This window comes from Marinobacter sp., assembly GCF_046484525.1.
Lineage (GTDB): Bacteria > Pseudomonadota > Gammaproteobacteria > Pseudomonadales > Oleiphilaceae > Marinobacter.
The window spans coordinates 26,969-44,208 of record NZ_JAWOIS010000054.1 but is presented as its reverse complement, the minus strand read 5'-3'; the positions used below and the strand labels follow the sequence as shown (position 1 = coordinate 44,208).

Here is a 17,240-nt window from a genome sequence, read left to right as displayed (position 1 = left end):
ATCGGCATGGCATAGGAAATAATACACATCACGATCATCGCATAGGCACCAAAGAACGCCAGGTGGCCATGAGCAGCGGTTAACTGCGTGCCGTGAGTGTAGTAATTGACCGGAGCCAGGGTGTGAAGAAAGCCCCAGACCCCGGCGCCAAGGAAGGCCATCACCGAGCAGCCCAGAGCCCAGGTCACGGCGACCTGATTATGGTGTTTGCGGCGACGCTCTTTGACCACCTTGAAAGCAAACAGCACCATCATGAAGAAAGGCACTGGCTCCAGTGCAGAGAATACCGAACCCATCCACAACCAGTATTCGGGTGCACCAATCCAGAAATAGTGATGGCCCATCCCGATTAATCCGGAGATCAAAGCCATTGCAATGATCAGGTACAGCCATTTTTCAATGTATTCACGGTCGACGCCGGTGACCTTGATCAGTACAAAAGCCAGAATCGCACCAAGAATCAACTCCCACACACCTTCAACCCAAAGATGGACGACGAACCACCAGAAATACTTGTCGAGCGTCAGGTTGGCCGGGTTGTAAAACGAGAACAGATAGAAAACCGCCAGCCCGACCAGACCGGTGATCAGAACCATGTTTATAACGGTCTTCCGCCCTTTAAGAATGGTCATTCCGATATTGAAGACAAAAGACAGGCAGACAATCACAATACCAATCTTGGTGATGGTGGGCTGTTCCAGGAATTCCCGGCCCATGGTTGGCCACAGGTGATTCTTGGTGATTCTCGCCAGTTCCGCATAGGGGACGAGAAGATATCCGAGCACTGTTACAACACTGGCCACAGCAAAAATCCAGAAGGTAATTCTGGCCAGCCGAGGGCTGAACAACTCGGTTTCAGACTCTTCCGGAACCAGATAGTAACTGGCCCCCATGAACCCGAAGAGTATCCAGATGATCAAGAGGTTTACGTGGACCATCCGCGCGACATTGAAGGGGATGGCAGGGAATCCGATATCGCCATTGATATACTGGATGCCCATCAAAAGGCCAAAGGCAATCTGCGCGGCAAACAGTACCAGCGCAAAAATAAAATAGGGTTTTGCAACCTGTTGAGATGTGTACTTCATCATTGTCTTCCTGCCTCAACCTTCAACATTGGGTGGCCAGTCGTTGTCATCGACTCTGGACGTCCAGATCAGGAACTCCGCCAGTGCATCGACTTCTTCCTGAGTGAGATTGAACTGGGGCATTTTGCGCCGCCGGGGGTTATCCATTGGTTGAGCCGCAAGCCACGACTGCATGTACCCCTTGAAGGCTTCTTCATTCGCCATGCCTCTGCGATCAAAGACGTTAGCCAACTCCGGCGCATAGTAAGCGCCCTCTCCCATCAGGCTGTGGCACCCGATACAATTGTTGGTTTCCCACAACTCCTTGCCATGGGCTACTTCTGGGGTAATGTTCTCACTGCGGCTTCGCTCCGGGAGTTGCCGTACGGTATCAACGGTCAACCCCAGGAGGAGCAACAGAAAGAAAAAGCTACCACCGTAGTAGATGTTCCTGGCCATACCTTTGGTAAATTTCTCAGCCATAGCTGACTCCTGTTGTGCATTGGTATTTCAAACTGCGAACCGGCCAAGCAATTGATGCGCCAAGTTATTATGTTGTTGCTTTAATTGGTTTTTCCGATGCATAAGAAGAGTGCGTGGTAAAAACAACAACGCCGAATTCAGATCATTTCGATAGCAAGTGTCATTTTGACAATGCATCGCAATGACAAAGAGGCGTTGTCAAACTGGTGACCGGGCTGTGTCAAAGTGATACTCAATATTCGGATAACTCCCGCAAGCAGAAATCTTTCCTTACAAAAACAGTGGGTTGAGGAGCTGGCCCCGGAATTGCTGTCCTGTTGCAGGCAAACCACACAGCAGTCCAGACACCCGGGCAAAGAGGAGTGACCTATGACGATCGATTTCAATGCGGATCTTCTGGTGAAATATGACACCTACGGCCCGCGCTATACCTCATACCCAACGGCCGTGGAATTTTCTGATCGTTTTGGAGAAACTGAGTACCGGCGCGAGCTTGAGCAAAGTAACCAACAGCAGACGCCCCTATCCCTCTATTTTCATATTCCCTTCTGTAAGTCCCTCTGCTTCTACTGCGCCTGCGCAAAAATTATTACGCACAAGCAAGAGCGCAGCGTTCCCTATCTTGAGCGCATTCATACCGAAATTGCCCGGCAGGCGGAGCTTATCGATCCGAATCGGGAAGTCAGTCAGCTTCATTTCGGAGGGGGTACCCCTACTTTTCTACATGATGACCAACTCTCGGCACTGTTACGGGAAATCCGCAGGAATTTTACCCTGGCGCCCCCTGAGTCCCGCGAGTTCTCCATTGAGATCGACCCGCGGGCGGTACGCAAGACCACGATCCCTTTACTGCGGGAGCTCGGCTTCAATCGCATCAGCCTGGGTGTTCAGGATTTTGACCCCAAAGTTCAGGTTGCGGTGAACCGGATTCAGTCGGTGGAACAGACATTCGCAGTGATAGATGCAGCGCGTGCCGCGGGCTACCGATCAACTAATGTGGATTTGATCTACGGATTGCCGCACCAGACGGTTGATAGCTTCAGTACCACCTTGGATACCGTGCTATCAAAAAGACCAGAGCGTCTGGCCATCTATAACTACGCGCATATGCCTGACAAGGTAAAAGCCCAGAAACTTATCAATATTGACGATCTGCCATCACCGGAAACCAAGTTGGCCATCCTGGAGATGACCGTTGAGCGGCTGCAGGGCGCCGGTTATGTCTATCTTGGAATGGACCACTTTGCATTGCCTGACGATGAGCTGGCCCTGGCCAAACACAACGGCCAGTTGCAAAGGAATTTTCAGGGCTACTCCACATACGCCGACACGGATCTGATCGGAATTGGCATGACCTCAATCGGTAAAACGAATCACAGTTTCAGTCAGAACATGCGACAGGAGGATGATTATTTTGCTGCCATCGACGGCGGCTCTCTGGCTATCGCCCGAGGTTATCGGCTGTCTTTTGACGACCGGATCCGGCGTGATGTAATTCAGTCGCTGATGTGTCAGAACAAGGTGGTTTACGAGACAGTCAGCACACGTTATGACATCGATTTCTTCGATTATTTTTACAGAGAGATGCGGCAGTTGGCCGAGATGGCCATGGATAACCTGGTTGTTATCGATTCTCACCGGGTTACTGTCACATCGACGGGACAGTTGCTGTTGCGAAACATTGCCATGGTATTCGATGCATACCTCCATCCCGCCGGAAGCCTGCAGCAGTTTTCCAGGGTTATCTGATCGATAAGGGGGTGCTTCAGGGCCCGCTGGTCAAGCTTTTGAGACCAAGCCGCTTGGCCATTCGGTGCAGGTTGCCCCGATCCATGCCCAGGGATTTTGCGGCCTGTGACCAGTTCTGGTTGTTTGCCGCCAATCGCTCCAAAATGAGACTTCTCTGGAAGTCCGCCAGCGCATCGTTCATGGCGGTATCTGCAGGTTCTTCCGGTTCCGGAGAGGCGTCTGGCTCGACATCCCGGGTAGAACGGAAAATTATCGGTTGAACCTGGCCACCATCGATAAGGTCACAATGCCGGGATTCAATAGTGGCCATGCCCCGCTGCTGCTCGGACCTCGCCCTGAGCGCTGCCCGGCTAATGACGTGCTCCAGCTCGCGGACGTTACCCGGCCAGGAATAGGCGCCCATCTGTCTCAGCGCTTCCGGAGCAATACGGAGGTTTTTCAAACCGAGCTTGAGTCTCATTTTTTCAGCAAAGTAACCGGCCAGCAGCGAAATATCTCCATGACGGCAGCGCAGCGGAGGCACTTCCACCGGAAAAACGCTGAGTCGATGGTAGAGGTCACGACGGAAATGACCGTTTTTGACATCCTCTTTCAAGTCCCGGTTGGTAGCCGCCAGGATGCGAACATCCACATGCCTTATTTTATCCGATCCCACCCTCTGAACTTCACCATTCTGCAAGACCCTTAACATTTTGGCTTGCAGGAGCGGAGACAGCTCGCCAATCTCATCAAGGAACAGGGTGCCGCCGTCCGCCAACTCAAACTTACCGTCGCGATCCGAGGTGGCGCCAGTGAAGGAGCCTTTGGAATGCCCAAAGAGTTCGCTTTCAGCAAGAGACTCCGGCAATGCTGCGCAGTTGATATGAACCAGCGGCTGGTCCCGCCGCGATGACATCAGGTGAATGGTCCGGGCTACCAGCTCTTTGCCAACGCCGGTCTCACCACCAATCAGGACAGACAAATCCGAAGCCGCTACCAGTTCGAGCTCTTTGTTGAGGTGCTGCATTTCAGCGCTCTCGCCGATGAGTTCTCCGCCATCCCGTTTCAGCGCCTCACTAACCAGTTCCTGCGCCAGCAGATTCTTATGTCTGGCTTGCTGCTCCAGCCATTCGATCAGCAGAGCCGAGCGCATGGCAGCCGCCGCCAGAGCAGAAAATGCCGACATGGTCTGATCATCGACGCCATCGAACATGCCCGGCGTCAAGCCATCCAGAGTCAGAATACCGATCAGCTGTTGGTCGACATAGAGAGCACAACCCATGCAGGCGTGAACTTCCAGGTTGCCTTCGTGCCCCAACACCAGACCGTCATAAGGGTCAGGCAACTCGGAATCGGCGGGAAATCGTACCGGTTGGTCCGATGCGATGATCTGCTGGAAGCGGGGGTGCTGACCAGGATCAAACCGCCGTCCCAGAGTGTCGGTCGATAGACCGTCTATCGCTACCGGCACCAAGAGGTCATTTTCATACTTGAGCAGCACGGATGCATCACATGGCAGAACTCGACGCACTGCGCCGAGCAGCCGCTGGTAACGATCTTGCGCTGACAGGTCTTTTGTCAGATCGACAGCGATATCCAGTAATGCATCAATCATTTTCACCCTCCAAATTTATGCCCCTGTTGATCCGCCGAGAAGATGAGAACAATTCTTGACGGCTATTAACATGTATTGTATATATATCTTAATGCAAGAGAGGAGGATCAGCAATGAACTATCAGGACATTCTCGGCAGCTGCAGTGAAACCACCGTCGGCCAGTTGGTCAGCCGATGCCCCCAGACCCTGGCCGTATTCAGAAAGCACGTACCGGAAATTGAGGCCCACCGCCTGACAACCGTCGACATCGTCGCATCCATTGCCAATGTCGAGCCGAAGCGGTTGTGTCAGGAACTGTTTGATACGGTGATGGAACAGACACCGATTGAGGAACTGGACACAGATCTGCTGCTGGAGCTCATATTACGGGGTTACGATGCCGGGCATCTGGGAAAGCTGCCAGAGATTCACCGGCTCGCCCGCAAGATCGAGGCTGTGCACAGGGCAAACCCCGAGGTTCCAAAAGGCATCACGTTGGCCGTGAAAAAGCTGGAGCACACACTCACCGATCACATTAAGCGTGAGAACGCCTATGTTCTGAAACGGATGAAACATGACCAGCCGCCCAGACCGGAAACACCGATTGCCCAGATGAACGAAGAGCACTCTGTCATCAAACGCCAGTTGAAAAAACTCCGCCAGATGACCTGCAACTACCACGCACCGGAATCCGCCTGCCGCTCCTGGAGGCGCTTCTACCGGGAACTGAAAGCTCTGGACTTCCGGCTTTCCGAGCAAATTTACCTGGAACGGGATGTGCTGTTCCCGCGCTTCCAGTTCTGAGAAGGAGAGATAGTGTTATGGCTTTCAAACAACTGAAAGACCTTATCGAGTGGATCACCGAATACCACGAACTACTCGAACAACAGTATGAGACGCTTGCCGGCATGCGGAAAGACGAGCGCATGCACATGGCACTCAGTTTTCTGGCAAGCCGGGAGCATATTCAGGCAGAAGCCAAGGAGGATTTTCTGCAGGATGCCGATGACGATCTGATGGATGCCTGGCTGGTTGACTCCCAGCAGTTCGACAGCCGCCGGATTCCTGGCCAGATACCGGCGTGTACCGGCTGCCTCGATATTCAGGATATTTTGAAGAACATTCCGGGCTCACACAAAACGCTTACAGAAATGTATGAGCTGCGGTCCAAACTGGCCCAGAATGATCGTGAGGCGGAACTTTTCCGTGAATTAGCATCCAGCCAACAGGCCGAGGCCCGCCTGCAATCCAGGGACATTGGCCGGCTGGAGATGTATTAGTGCTGCATTATCAACACCCATCTGTTTCATGAACCCCCGGTCAGGCCGGGGGTTCTTGTTTCTGCAGGTACTCCCGATATACCCGGATGGATGCCAGCAGGCTTTCCCGGTAGGCAGCACCGTACTGATTGCCACCGGAATCCGACTCCCGGATGGCGGACTCATATTGGGCGATCCCCTGCCGGGCGAACGCCACTGCCGCGGCCCAACCGTCGCGGCCCCCGACAAAGGCCAACCTTTCCGACTCCTGACTTTCAGGGTCATCTGCTGCCATAAAACCACCCCCATCTGCTAACCTGATATTAAACCCATACTGACAATGAATGAAATTCCAGGAGGGTCGTCAAATGTCCGCCTTTACCGTTCGCCTGTATCGCTACAACCCGGAACAGGATGACGCCCCCTACAACCAGGATGTCCAGGTCGACGGAGAATTCCGCAACCGCATGGTTCTCGATGTCCTGGAACACCTCAAAACCCGTGATTCAACATTGTCTTTTCGTCGTTCCTGCCGGGAAGGTGTTTGCGGCTCTGACGGTCTCAGCATGAATGGCCGCAATGGTCTGGGCTGCATCACGAGAGTAGCGGATATTCTGGGCAAGAAAGACACACTGGAGATTCGCCCGCTACCGGGAATGCCCGTGATCCGGGATCTGGTGGTGGATCAGTCCCTGTTCTTCAAGCAGTATGAGCGAGTGCAGCCCTGGCTGATTAACGATGATCCCGAACCGGCCATCGAGCGGCTCCAGAGCCCGGAAGACCGGGCAAAGCTGGATGGTCTGTATGAGTGTATTCTCTGCGCTTGCTGCACCTCCGCGTGCCCTTCCTGGTGGTGGAACCCGGAGAAGTATATCGGTCCCTCGGGACTACTCCAGGCTTATCGATTCCTGGTGGATTCGCGCGACACCGCCACAAGGGAGCGCCTGGCAAAACTGGAAGATCCTTTCAGCGTGTTTCGCTGCCGAGGCATTGGCAACTGCGCGGCGTACTGCCCCAAGGGACTCAACCCCATGAAAGCTATTGGCCATATCAAAGCCCTGCTGGTTCGGGAGCAGGTCTGAAATCCCTGGCAGCGTGTTGACTCAGATCATCTGCCCGAAGACCAGTTGATTTATCTTCAAGAAGACATTCCGGTGCCCTGATACTCTGACCGAACATGTATTTTCCTGAGGATCAGCAATGGCAGACGATTCCCACAAACCCGACTGGAACCCGCGAGCCAACGATGTTTTAAAGGATCAGATAAGGGTCTACGACAGGATGCGTGGTCAATGCCCTGTTGCCTGGAGCGACTACCAGCACTGGACGTTATTCAGGCACGAAGATGTCGTGCGCGTTCTGAAAGACCATCAGGCCTTCAGCAGCGCGGTATCCAGTCATCTTTCGGTACCGAATGGCATGGATCCCCCCGACCATACTCACTATCGCAAGGTAATCGAGCCTTACTTTTCACGTCAGGCAATGGAAAAGTTTGAGCCAATCTGCCGTAGGATCGCCCGTAATCTCGTCGGGAACCTGCCCGATGGCCAACCGTTTGATGTTGTCGAACAGTTCAGCCGGGCTTTCGCACTAAAGATTCAGTGCGCTTTCATGGGATGGCCCGACTCCCTCCATGAACCACTCCGGGAGTGGCTGTTAAAAAACCACCGGGCGACGCTCGCCCGCGATCGACAGGCCATGGCCGATGTTGCCCGGGAATTCGACAACTACATTCATGATTTGCTGGAGGCCCGCCGTCGCGCTGGAGCCAATGCTCCCCGGGATGTCACAACCTCCCTGATGGAAGAGACTGTTAATAGTCAGCCAATGACCGATAAGGAACTCACGAGCCTCCTGCGAAACTGGACGGTCGGCGAACTGGGCACCATCAGTTCCAGCGTATCAATTCTCCTGAATTACTTGTCAGGACATCCAGACCTCAGACAGAGCCTCACGAACGATACCGATGCGTTACCAGACGCTATTGATGAAATACTTCGTATGGACGCGCCGTTGATGTCGAACCGCAGGGTCACCACCCGGGACGTGGAGCTTGGCGGACGAACGATTCCAGCCGGCGAAAAAATCACCATCCTGTGGGCCTCCGCAAACCGTGACGAGGAAGTCTTCGGCGATCCGGACGCGTTTTGTCCACAGAAGAACCGTGACCAGAATCTGCTCTATGGCGCGGGTATTCACGTCTGCCCGGGTGCGCCTCTGGCCAGAATGGAGCTCAGGGTCCTGATGGAGGAATTTCTCTCTGCTGTCGACACTCTGAAGCCGGCACCTGATGAACAGTCTGAGCGAGCCGTGTTCCCCACTGGAGGATTCAGCTATTTGCCGATGCTTATCAGGAAACAATAGCTTCCCGGGGAACTGTGATAACCATGGCGACCCTGCTGGCCGCCATGGACAACATCACTTCCAGTAATTGTTGGCAGCTGCCACTGTCTGGAAGTGAACTGCAATCACCTCTGAGGCATGAATCAATGCTTCACCTTTTTGGGCGTATTTTTCACGCTCCCGAAATAGAACTTCCTTATCGGATTGTGTGCTTTTAACGCCCATGCGGGACAACTTGATAGCCAATTCAAAGCCTTCTTGTGGAGTTTCAGTAACGAGGCTGGCCAACCAGACATCGCCGTTATCTTGATCCTCTGCATGGCCAGCCATTGGTGCGCTCAAGGCCAACGCAGCGCAAACAGTCAGGAGGCATTTTTTTGTATTCATCATTCAGGTCTCCTTACATATCATCAGTCGTTACCTCAATCGGAGAGGTACCAACAGTAATGGACCACATTATCTACATTTGCAATGAATCTTTAAGGTTAAAACGCTCCTCCCAAAGACCCAAAACCTGACCTTCCAGAGTCATGTCTGAGGGCCGAATAACCGGTCCGTCACCTTCGCACTGGGCTTCCCCCACTTCAGTAGACACGCATCGATAACTGCGCCCAAGGAGAAAACCGAGGGTAGAGAACGGCGGGAATTTCGGTTTCAGGTCTTTCTGGAACACCGGCGCCAGCAGGGAACCGGCAATCAGGCCCACGACTGTCATCTGCACCGCAGCCGGCATGTTGCCCCAGGCAAACCCGGCCCAGAAGATGGTCATGCAGGAAGTGGACAACAGAGCGGTCGGCAGGATTGCGCGGCGCGCAAACGGCCGGTGCATTTGCCACAATGTTACTCAGTTAGCCGGTTTTTCCTCTTTCAGCCCCATCTTTTTGAGGACCACCATCGCGGGGCACCACTTAGTGAAGGCCGACTGAATAAGATTAAGGGCAATAAACCCGGTGAACAGAAGCCAGTAAGGGCTCACATAGTGGGCCAGCAAAATGGATATCAGAGTGAACACGCCTGCCATCAGGCGAAGACCTTCATTGACCGTCATAAAGCACCTCCTTAAGGGAATAAGTATATACCATTGACCTGTCGCTCTTGTTTGGCAATGACGCAAATCACTTTTTCAGGAATACCGACAATAACACTGGCCGAAAAAATTTGCCTGAGCGCCGCTTTCCCGTTTTTCGCGACCGGTCTGCTGACCGGCACCTGGAAACACCGGTGCATGGCCAGCAGCCCGAAAGCCGCTGCCCCTGGCTTTTTCACCCTGGCCATCAGCACCTACATCGTTCACGGCTTTCTTCAGGACTCCAGCAACCAGCCGCGCAAGCCGCACAAACTCGGCAGCGCCAGTCTCCCATTCTGGTTGATTCACAGCTTTAGGTACTGCTGATTATTGCCCAGGTAGGTGGCACACTGATCCTGGGATCAGGCGCACTTGTGGGCGCATGGCACTAAGAGTCAGGCCCCTCAGATACGGAGATTATTGATGACCAACCAGACCAGAATACTCCAGCTCAGAACCGGCCAGTTACAGGATCTGGCAGACACCGGAGCAGCCACTGGCATCTACAAACAAAACGTGAAAGCAGCCTTTTTGAGCGAAACCGGGCTGGAGCAGGACGAACACGGCGATACCCGCCGCCATGGCGGGCCGGAGAAAGCCCTGCATCACTTCGCTTCCGACCATTACGCCAGACTACAGAAAATCCTGCCGGTACCTGCCGCCGATCGCAGCCAGCCCGGCGGTTTTGGTGAAAATCTGGTTACCGAAGGGCTGACTGAAACCGATGTCTGTGTTGGCGACATTTATAATCTGGGGGAGGCAATCCTGCAGGTATCCCAGCCACGGCAACCCTGCTGGCGGCTGAATGCCCGTTTTGGCATATCGGACATGTCCCGCAGGCTACAGAATACACTCAGAACCGGCTGGTATTACCGGGTGCTGCAGGAGGGTATGGTTCGCCAGGGTGATACACTGACCCTTGAGCAACGCCCCAAGCCGGAATGGCCTCTGAGCCAGGTGTTGTCACTGCTGTATGAAACACCACTGGAGCAAGATGCCCTGGCGGAGATGGCGGAACTGGAACAGCTCTCCCCCAACCTGCGGCAACTGGCCCGCAAGCGGCTGGAAACCGGAGAGGTTGAGGACTGGGAGAAGCGGCTGTTTGGCCCGGGAAGTATCTCCGACAGGCTATTACCGGCTATTTGAGCTCCCATCTCTGAAATCAAGTCAACACTGGCCAGAATAACCCCAAATGCTATCGCATTTATCTTGATCCGCCACATAGTCAGATCAAAGATCACCACTGTGTGGAGGCATTTATCAAGATCTCCACCATATGGCAATATGTCGCACCAATTGTCGTAACTCCTCGATCGCCACGGCAACAAGCCCGTTGCCTGATCATAATCTCCAGTATATGGTGCATCAATAATAGTGCATTGGGGACATCTACCGGCACAATCCCCAGGCGCTGAGTCAGCTTACTCCTGCTGTGATGATTCGTCTGATCATGATCCATGCTGTTATGGAAACAGAGCGCCATGTTGCACTTTCTTGACCGGTTTTCCCTGAAAACACGCCTGCTTGTGGCGCTTGGAATGCCACTGGTGGCCATTGTCTGGATGACGACAATGAGTGCCCTCAGTCGCTACCGGGGGGTATCGGAACTTCAGGAGGTGGAGAGATTTTCCAGGCTGACGATACAGGCTGCTGACCTGGCTTTTCATTTGCAGTACGAGCGCGGCGCGAGTCTGGGTTATCTAGGGGGTGGAGAAGACTTCTCCTCAGACAGGTTATCGGCGGCAAGGGCCAACACGGATCAACACCTCAGCCAGTTTCTGGCCTATAGAGATCTTAACTTCCCGACAGACTCACAAGAACCCAGGAGCGCACAAGATGGTTCCGAAGAAGCTGATGCTGCCTCCGTACGCTACGTTTTAACTGACATTGCCCGAAATCTGCGAAGGCTATCTGACATTCGCCAGCGAATCGACGACTTCACCAGCAGTGACCAGGAGGCACTTGACTACTTCTCGCGAATCAACCTTCAGCTGAGTTCCCTGAGCACCCGTAATATTCACAACGTCCAGTATGCGGATATAGCTTTACAGTTCGCTGCCCTTCACGCACTAACGATGTATAGGGAACTCGCTGGACAAGAGCGTGGCAGAATCAGCTATATACTATCTGACGGCATCATTACAGCAGATAGCTGGACTGAGCTGCTTGAGCTGTGGGCCAAGCAGCGGACGTACTATACTGTCTTTCTTGAGTTTGCAGATACAGAACATGGCGAACAGCTGCAGGCATTGGTGCATGGTCAGCGCCATCAAGATATCACCCGGCTACGTCAAATCCTTAGTGAACATGTAGTGGCGATTGATTCCCCACTTCCGACCGGCATCTTACCTACGGCGGAAGAGTGGTTTAGCCGGCAAAGCGACTATATTAGCCAGCTCAAGGTCGCAGAAGACAATCTGGCAGCGGCCATCTTGTCTCAAACCATCAATAAACGGAAGGCGGCAAGCTTCGAACTTTGGCACTATTTGGTAATCTCCCCGTTGTCCATACTCACTGCACTGATTCTGCTCTATCTGATCACTCGCAGCCTCTATCTACGCCTGAAACTGGCTGACATCATCTTCAATCATACCCATGACGGCATTATGGTGACGGATCACCAGGCGAACATCATCGATACCAACCAGGCATTCACTCAGATCACTAACTTCACCCGCGAGGAGGTTGAGGGAAAGAATCCGAGAATTCTTCACTCAGGGATTCAACAGCCTGATTTCTATAAGAAACTATGGCAGCAACTGCTAACGACTGGCACCTGGAAAGGGGAAGTCTGGAATCGGCGTAAGGACGGCGAACTCTATGCTGAGCTGTTGACCATCAGTGCCGTACACGACAATTCCGGAAAACCGACGAACTACGTTGCGATCTTCTCCGACGTCACCGAGCAGGTCATGATGAAGCAACGTCTGGTCCACCAGGCCACCCACGATATGCTGACCGGCCTGGGTAACCGTGCCCTGTTCAGTGACCGTTTGGCCCATGATGTGGAGCAGGCTAACCGCACCGAGAAAGGACTGGCGGTACTGTTCATCGATCTGGACGAGTTCAAGCCCATCAATGATTCCCTCGGCCACCGTATCGGCGACCAGCTTCTGATCAGTGTGGCGAATCGCTTGCAGCAAGACCTTCGTGCCGGCGATACCCTTGCCCGTCTCGGTGGCGATGAGTTTGTCCTGCTGCTTACCGAACTCGGCCATCCTGGCGAAGCCGAAGAAATAGCCACGCGCCTCCTGGCATTACTGAACAAGGCACACAAAATCGGCAAATATGAGTTTCATGTCTCCGCGAGCATTGGTATTGCTATCCACCATGCAGGAATCAAGGACCCCGGAGAACTGCTACAGCATGCAGACATGGCAATGTACAAAGCCAAACAGCAAGGGCGAAACACCTATCAATTCTATACCGATAATCTGGACAGCAAACTCAGCCAGCGTATCCGCATGCGCGGTGAACTACAGGAGGCTATTGAGCTTGGCCAACTCAGTCTGCACTACCAGCCGATGATGAACGGCCAGGGAGAAGCCGAGGGGCTGGAAGCTCTGGTTCGTTGGCACCATCCAGAGAAAGGCCTGATTTCGCCAGCAACCTTTATTCCCATGGCGGAGGAAACCGGGCAGATCATCCCGCTAAGCCAATGGGTTATGCGACAGGCTTGCCTGGATGCCCGAGAACTGGCGGAAAAGCGGCTGTTGAAGGGGCGCGTGGCCATCAATCTGTCGCCTCTGCAGTTCCATCGCCCTGATTTTCTGAACACACTACGCAGCGTGCTGGAGGAAACCAAACTTCCCACAAAGCACCTCGAGCTGGAACTGACCGAAGGCATCCTGATGCGCGACACGGATGGAGCCATTGATACACTGCTCACCCTGAACAGTATGGGAGTAAAAACCAGCATCGATGACTTCGGTACCGGCTTCTCCAGCCTGAGCTACCTTCGTAGCCTGCCCATCGACAAGATCAAAATTGATCGCAGCTTCGTGGACAGCGCCATGGGGGACTACAAGAGCGCGGCAATCTGTCACACCATCATCACTCTGTGCAAACATCTCGACCTTAAAGTGGTCGCAGAAGGCATCGAAACAGAAGAGCAACATGACTATTTCGAACAACTTGGCTGTGGTGTTTTTCAAGGTTTTCTTTTTGCCAAACCCATGCCGTTAGGCAGTTTGTTGACATGGCTGAAGCACAATAGCCGTCCAGTAAGCTCCTCGCGATGAACCGAACTGGCCGAGATCGGTCATCAGCCGATGGCGTAGCTCAAGTTCCGAACGCGTCTCTGCAAGCACCCTGCGCTCCTCCTCCACTTCTGCTTCCAGCCTGTGGTTCTGTTCTCCGACTTCTGCAAATGCGTCGTGTGATGCCGACAGCTCTGCTTCCAGCACTTCCCCATGCTTTGTGGACGGCCAAACCCTCATACCCATGCTCCAGCTCTTTAATCAGATTCATGTTGCATGCATGTTTAAATCCGGAGCGGTGAGGATTTGTAACAACAAACATTAAGCAAACGGGTAAAACGGGGAGCCAAAAAGCTCAGAGCCGGCCGTTTACGATATAATCCCGAAGCGCCACAGCGTTGTTATGCTCGGTATCCTTCGCGGCAAACACCAGCGTGATGCGTTTGTGCTCCTCGATCAGTTGCCGAAGCGTGTTCAGATCCTCAGCGGCGGCGTCGGATTTTAGCTCCTCCAGGTAGCGGTCACGGAACTCGTACCACTTGCCCGGATCATGGCCAAACCATTTGCGCAATTCGGTAGTCGGTGCCAGCCCTTTCAGCCAATGGGCGATGTCGGCATCTTCTTTGGCCACGCCCCGGGGCCAGATGCGGTCCACCAGTATACGCGGTCCGTCTGAGCGGGCAGCGGTGTCGTAGGCTCGTTTCAGGCGAATTTCCATGGGCAGGCTCCCGGATATCCAAGTGGGCTTTTCAGCCTACTCCCGGATATCGAGAGTTTCAAAGAATGACGTGAGTAACTCGAGTACCCGCTGTTTATCTTCTGCCCCCGGATACCCGGGGTCTATGGATTCATTCAGGATCTGGTCACTTCGGGCAATCTTCACGGAGAACCGGCGGACGCCCTTATCCGCCAGCCGCCGCCCCACGGTGATCACTTGATCCGGCGACTGCAGTGCTCCATGCAAGGTCATCCTGCACTGGAAATCCACACCGGCATTTTGCAGCGCCTCAATGACAGCCCAACGCTCCGGCGTGGCGGTTGGTGTTGATGATGTCATAATCGGAGGGCAAGGCCTTGATATCCAGCCCGACCCAGTCCAGCCAGGGTAACCATGGCTGCAGTAACTTCAGGTGCGGGGCGCCGGTGTGCAGGCCGTTGCGGAACCCCATGGCCCGGGTTTGTTGCAGGGCCGGCAACAGGGCTTTCTGGAAAGTGGGTTCGCCACCACTGAACACCACCGAATCCAGGAGCCCCTGCCGGCTCTTCAGATGTCTATGGGCCTGCTGCCAGCTGATTTTCTCATCACCTCGATGCAGACCCGGTTGGTCATGTCCATCTCGGCATGCAGGTCGCCATAACTGAACGGCATTTCCTCACCGGCGATAACGGGTATCTGCTCACGCAGATCATCCGGGCACACCCAGTCGAAGGTGATGTTGGTGAACGGTGTCTGGGTGCCCAGGAAATTGACTATCTGACCGATGGCACTGGACAGATGTTGCGGTGGTGCCGCTTCCACCTTGCCGGCGGCATTCAGAATCAGGCCACCGAGGGAGTAGCCCTGGCAAGTCTTCGGACTCAGGGGCGTGAGCCTTTCGGCTCTGCCTTGCGTGGCGACTTCCCGGCTTGCGCCAGTGTCATCATGCCACGGTCGCTCCCCAATACCGCTGCGCGGCTGGCCAGGACAACATACTCACCCTCAGCGGCAACCCCGGCCCGGGAATGCGGGGGCCGCAACTGGACCTGGTGCTTTACTCATGCCATAACAACGAGCTGTTACGCACCCAGGTGATCACCCGTGGCGGCGGCAAAGCCTGCCTGCCGGGCAGTGTTCGCGCCCGGGTGGGTAACAGCCAACACCCGATGGCTGAACGCCTCCGTTCTTTGGGTATTGATAACCTGAAGCCCCGGATTGTCTTCCACAGCCACAAGCTTCAGCTGCGACTGTATGCCGGTGCGGCGATCCATCACTCATAACAACGGGGACACGGCATGACGAAGACCCGGGTGGCCGCCCAATCCTGCAAATACCACGCGAGCCAACCGATTTGTTTGACGGCACGCTGTGTCATCCTTAAAAATGTGGCGGTGCAAATACATCTTTTACTGATCAAGAGGGACACCAATGACCGCAAATAACCTCAAATTTATTGGAGCAACTGCACTGTTGGTTGCGCTGTCCGCGAGTGTCATGGCCGCCGAACCGGTTACGCCAAAGCTGACAGACAAGCTCAGCCAACTGTTACAGCAGGAAATGCGCTCTGTGCAGTCGGCAATGGCTTCCATTCATACCGCTATGGTAACCGGGGAGCATGAAACTGTTGCCACCAGTGCCCAGAAAATTCATGACAGCTTCATCCTACAACAGGAACTGACCGAACAAGACCGCAAAGACCTGATGTCCGCCGTTCCCGAGGGCTTTGTCACGCTGGACAAGGAGTTTCACAAGCTCGCGGCTTCACTGGCGGAAGCTGGCAGGAAGGAAAATACAAACGAACAGCGCCAACTCTACGACGAGATGACGCGTAATTGTATTGCATGCCACGGAACGTATGTGTCTGATCGTTTTCCCGGGGTGAATACCGGCAAAAACTGATCAGCCGTTAACAACCAGATCCATCCCCGGCTTGCCATACCAGTACCCGTTGCAGGGTGGCGCCTCCACAAGCTGCAGCGGGTCGGTAGCCGGGGTTTCGCCCCGCCGCACCTGGTCAAAGCGTTTCACCACCTCATCCATGCCCTGGTGCTCGGGACTCAGGCGCACAGTGCTCACGCCCATACGTTCCATTTCCGGCAGCTCCCGCATCAGGTCATAGCGGGAACCCGAGAGAGTGGAAATGCCGTTCAAACGAAACAGTTCCTGGGATTCCCGGGAACGCAACTCCATCCCGTCAGGATGCTGCAAACAACGAAACTCGCAGTTGTCCTTGGGCAGGTTGTAATGACGGGCGGTGAAACAGCGGGACGACCAGGCCAGAGGAAGGAAACCCCAGGAAAACACCTCCGCTGGCAGATCCAGGCCCTCCTGTTTCAGGCCGGTGATCAGCTGTTCCAGGGTTTCCTTGCCCAGCTCAACCGGCAGGTTCCAGCCTTTTAGTCCCTGCGTCGCCAGCACCCTGAGGGTGGCGACGTTATAGATGTTCATGGAAGGGCCGGTAATAAACGGAATGTGATGACGGATGGCGACCTGCACCGCACTCTGATCGTTGGCTTCCACCAGGAACTCGTTCTGGTCGCAGATCCGGCGCAGGCGACGCAGGTCCGCTTCCGACTCAATCAGGGTCTGTGTGGAGATCACCACCTCCTTGCCGCAGGCTTTCAGGTCCCGGGCCAGATCAAACCAGTCTTCCGGTTTCAGTTCACGGCGTCGGGAACAGACCGCCTCACCCAGATAAATCGTGTCCACTGGCCATTCGGCAGCCTTGGCGTAGAAATCGAACACGGTCTGCTTGGACCAGAACCACAGGATGGGTCCGAGAGAGAGTTTCATCATGATTGG

21 protein-coding genes, 1 pseudogene and 1 riboswitch are annotated in these 17,240 nt (G+C 54.3%); of the genes and pseudogenes, 9 read left to right on the top strand and 13 right to left on the bottom strand.

The features are described 5' to 3' along the window. Positions 1–1,088, bottom strand: a 1,088-nt coding sequence (locus R6W86_RS11960) for a cbb3-type cytochrome c oxidase subunit I (protein WP_410329590.1), incomplete at its 3' end; no start/stop codon positions are given. Positions 1,089–1,103: 15 nt separating this feature from the next. Then, positions 1,104–1,550, bottom strand: a complete 447-nt coding sequence (locus R6W86_RS11955; RefSeq protein WP_410329589.1) for a c-type cytochrome — start codon at positions 1,548–1,550, stop codon at positions 1,104–1,106. A 369-nt stretch (positions 1,551–1,919) separates the two neighbouring features. Between R6W86_RS11955 and hemN the strand changes: the two genes are divergently transcribed. Then, the gene (hemN, locus tag R6W86_RS11950) at positions 1,920–3,299 is read left to right on the top strand and encodes an oxygen-independent coproporphyrinogen III oxidase (RefSeq protein WP_410329588.1); all 1,380 of its coding nucleotides are present in this window, start codon (positions 1,920–1,922) and stop codon (positions 3,297–3,299) included. 16 nt (positions 3,300–3,315) lie between these two features. On the opposite strand, the gene norR is transcribed toward hemN, so the two are convergent. Further along, positions 3,316–4,893 (bottom strand): nitric oxide reductase transcriptional regulator NorR, encoded by a 1,578-nt coding sequence (norR, locus tag R6W86_RS11945; RefSeq protein ID WP_410329587.1) that lies wholly within the window; start codon positions 4,891–4,893, stop codon positions 3,316–3,318. A gap of 113 nt (positions 4,894–5,006) precedes the next feature. Between norR and R6W86_RS11940 the strand changes: the two genes are divergently transcribed. Together R6W86_RS11940 and R6W86_RS11935 are read left to right on the top strand one after the other, a co-directional pair. Continuing rightward, complete coding sequence (locus R6W86_RS11940) at positions 5,007–5,678, top strand: hemerythrin domain-containing protein (protein WP_410329586.1); 672 nt, start codon at positions 5,007–5,009, stop codon at positions 5,676–5,678. A gap of 17 nt (positions 5,679–5,695) precedes the next feature. Next, positions 5,696–6,154, top strand: coding sequence for a hypothetical protein (locus R6W86_RS11935; RefSeq protein ID WP_410329585.1), 459 nt, complete (start codon positions 5,696–5,698; stop codon positions 6,152–6,154). A gap of 40 nt (positions 6,155–6,194) precedes the next feature. On the opposite strand, the gene R6W86_RS11930 is transcribed toward R6W86_RS11935, so the two are convergent. Continuing rightward, on the bottom strand, positions 6,195–6,428 hold the full coding sequence (locus R6W86_RS11930; protein ID WP_410329584.1) for a hypothetical protein: 234 nt from the start codon (positions 6,426–6,428) through the stop codon (positions 6,195–6,197). Positions 6,429–6,501: 73 nt separating this feature from the next. On the opposite strand from R6W86_RS11930, the gene R6W86_RS11925 reads away from it, so the two are divergent. Further along, positions 6,502–7,215 carry a succinate dehydrogenase iron-sulfur subunit gene (locus R6W86_RS11925; RefSeq protein ID WP_410329583.1) on the top strand — a complete coding sequence of 238 codons (714 nt, stop codon included), beginning with the start codon at positions 6,502–6,504 and terminating at the stop codon, positions 7,213–7,215. Positions 7,216–7,333: 118 nt separating this feature from the next. After that, complete coding sequence (locus R6W86_RS11920; RefSeq protein ID WP_410329582.1) at positions 7,334–8,497, top strand: cytochrome P450; 1,164 nt, start codon at positions 7,334–7,336, stop codon at positions 8,495–8,497. Positions 8,498–8,551: 54 nt separating this feature from the next. Here the strand turns inward: R6W86_RS11920 and R6W86_RS11915 are convergent, their stop codons facing one another. From R6W86_RS11915 to R6W86_RS11900, 4 genes are all read right to left on the bottom strand, one after another. Beyond that, positions 8,552–8,866, bottom strand: coding sequence for a hexameric tyrosine-coordinated heme protein (locus tag R6W86_RS11915; protein ID WP_410329581.1), 315 nt, complete (start codon positions 8,864–8,866; stop codon positions 8,552–8,554). A 70-nt stretch (positions 8,867–8,936) separates the two neighbouring features. Beyond that, on the bottom strand, positions 8,937–9,305 hold the full coding sequence (locus tag R6W86_RS11910; RefSeq protein ID WP_410329580.1) for a hypothetical protein: 369 nt from the start codon (positions 9,303–9,305) through the stop codon (positions 8,937–8,939). 15 nt (positions 9,306–9,320) lie between these two features. Beyond that, positions 9,321–9,524, bottom strand: a complete 204-nt coding sequence (locus tag R6W86_RS11905; protein WP_410329579.1) for a DUF2892 domain-containing protein — start codon at positions 9,522–9,524, stop codon at positions 9,321–9,323. An 11-nt stretch (positions 9,525–9,535) separates the two neighbouring features. Continuing rightward, positions 9,536–9,751 (bottom strand): hypothetical protein, encoded by a 216-nt coding sequence (locus R6W86_RS11900; RefSeq protein WP_410329578.1) that lies wholly within the window; start codon positions 9,749–9,751, stop codon positions 9,536–9,538. A 214-nt stretch (positions 9,752–9,965) separates the two neighbouring features. Between R6W86_RS11900 and R6W86_RS11895 the strand changes: the two genes are divergently transcribed. Continuing rightward, positions 9,966–10,688: an MOSC domain-containing protein gene (locus tag R6W86_RS11895; protein WP_410329577.1), complete on the top strand. Its 723-nt coding sequence runs from the start codon at positions 9,966–9,968 to the stop codon at positions 10,686–10,688. 335 nt (positions 10,689–11,023) lie between these two features. Next, positions 11,024–13,783 (top strand): EAL domain-containing protein, encoded by a 2,760-nt coding sequence (locus R6W86_RS11890; protein WP_410329576.1) that lies wholly within the window; start codon positions 11,024–11,026, stop codon positions 13,781–13,783. A 313-nt stretch (positions 13,784–14,096) separates the two neighbouring features. Here the strand turns inward: R6W86_RS11890 and R6W86_RS11885 are convergent, their stop codons facing one another. The 4 genes and pseudogenes from R6W86_RS11885 to R6W86_RS11870 all read right to left on the bottom strand — a co-directional run. Then, positions 14,097–14,459, bottom strand: coding sequence for a DUF488 domain-containing protein (locus R6W86_RS11885; RefSeq protein ID WP_410329575.1), 363 nt, complete (start codon positions 14,457–14,459; stop codon positions 14,097–14,099). A gap of 36 nt (positions 14,460–14,495) precedes the next feature. Further along, complete coding sequence (locus R6W86_RS11880; RefSeq protein WP_410329574.1) at positions 14,496–14,798, bottom strand: hypothetical protein; 303 nt, start codon at positions 14,796–14,798, stop codon at positions 14,496–14,498. Further along, on the bottom strand, positions 14,749–14,976 hold the full coding sequence (locus tag R6W86_RS11875) for a hypothetical protein (protein WP_410329573.1): 228 nt from the start codon (positions 14,974–14,976) through the stop codon (positions 14,749–14,751). Before R6W86_RS11875 ends, R6W86_RS11880 begins: the two co-directional genes overlap by 50 nt. Before the next feature lie 62 nt (positions 14,977–15,038). Continuing rightward, a pseudogene (locus tag R6W86_RS11870) lies at positions 15,039–15,308 on the bottom strand (ribonucleoside triphosphate reductase); the annotation flags it as partial. Then, positions 15,287–15,503, bottom strand: a riboswitch (cobalamin riboswitch). (Overlaps the previous pseudogene by 22 nt.) On the opposite strand from R6W86_RS11870, the gene R6W86_RS11865 reads away from it, so the two are divergent. After that, positions 15,464–15,718, top strand: a complete 255-nt coding sequence (locus R6W86_RS11865; RefSeq protein WP_410329572.1) for a hypothetical protein — start codon at positions 15,464–15,466, stop codon at positions 15,716–15,718. Its footprint overlaps the riboswitch before it by 40 nt. A gap of 148 nt (positions 15,719–15,866) precedes the next feature. Continuing rightward, positions 15,867–16,337: a cytochrome c gene (locus R6W86_RS11860; RefSeq protein ID WP_410329571.1), complete on the top strand. Its 471-nt coding sequence runs from the start codon at positions 15,867–15,869 to the stop codon at positions 16,335–16,337. Here R6W86_RS11860 and R6W86_RS11855 read toward each other — a convergent pair whose 3' ends face one another. Then, positions 16,338–17,234 (bottom strand): U32 family peptidase, encoded by an 897-nt coding sequence (locus R6W86_RS11855; RefSeq protein WP_410329570.1) that lies wholly within the window; start codon positions 17,232–17,234, stop codon positions 16,338–16,340. Between the last annotated feature and the right edge of the window lie 6 nt (positions 17,235–17,240).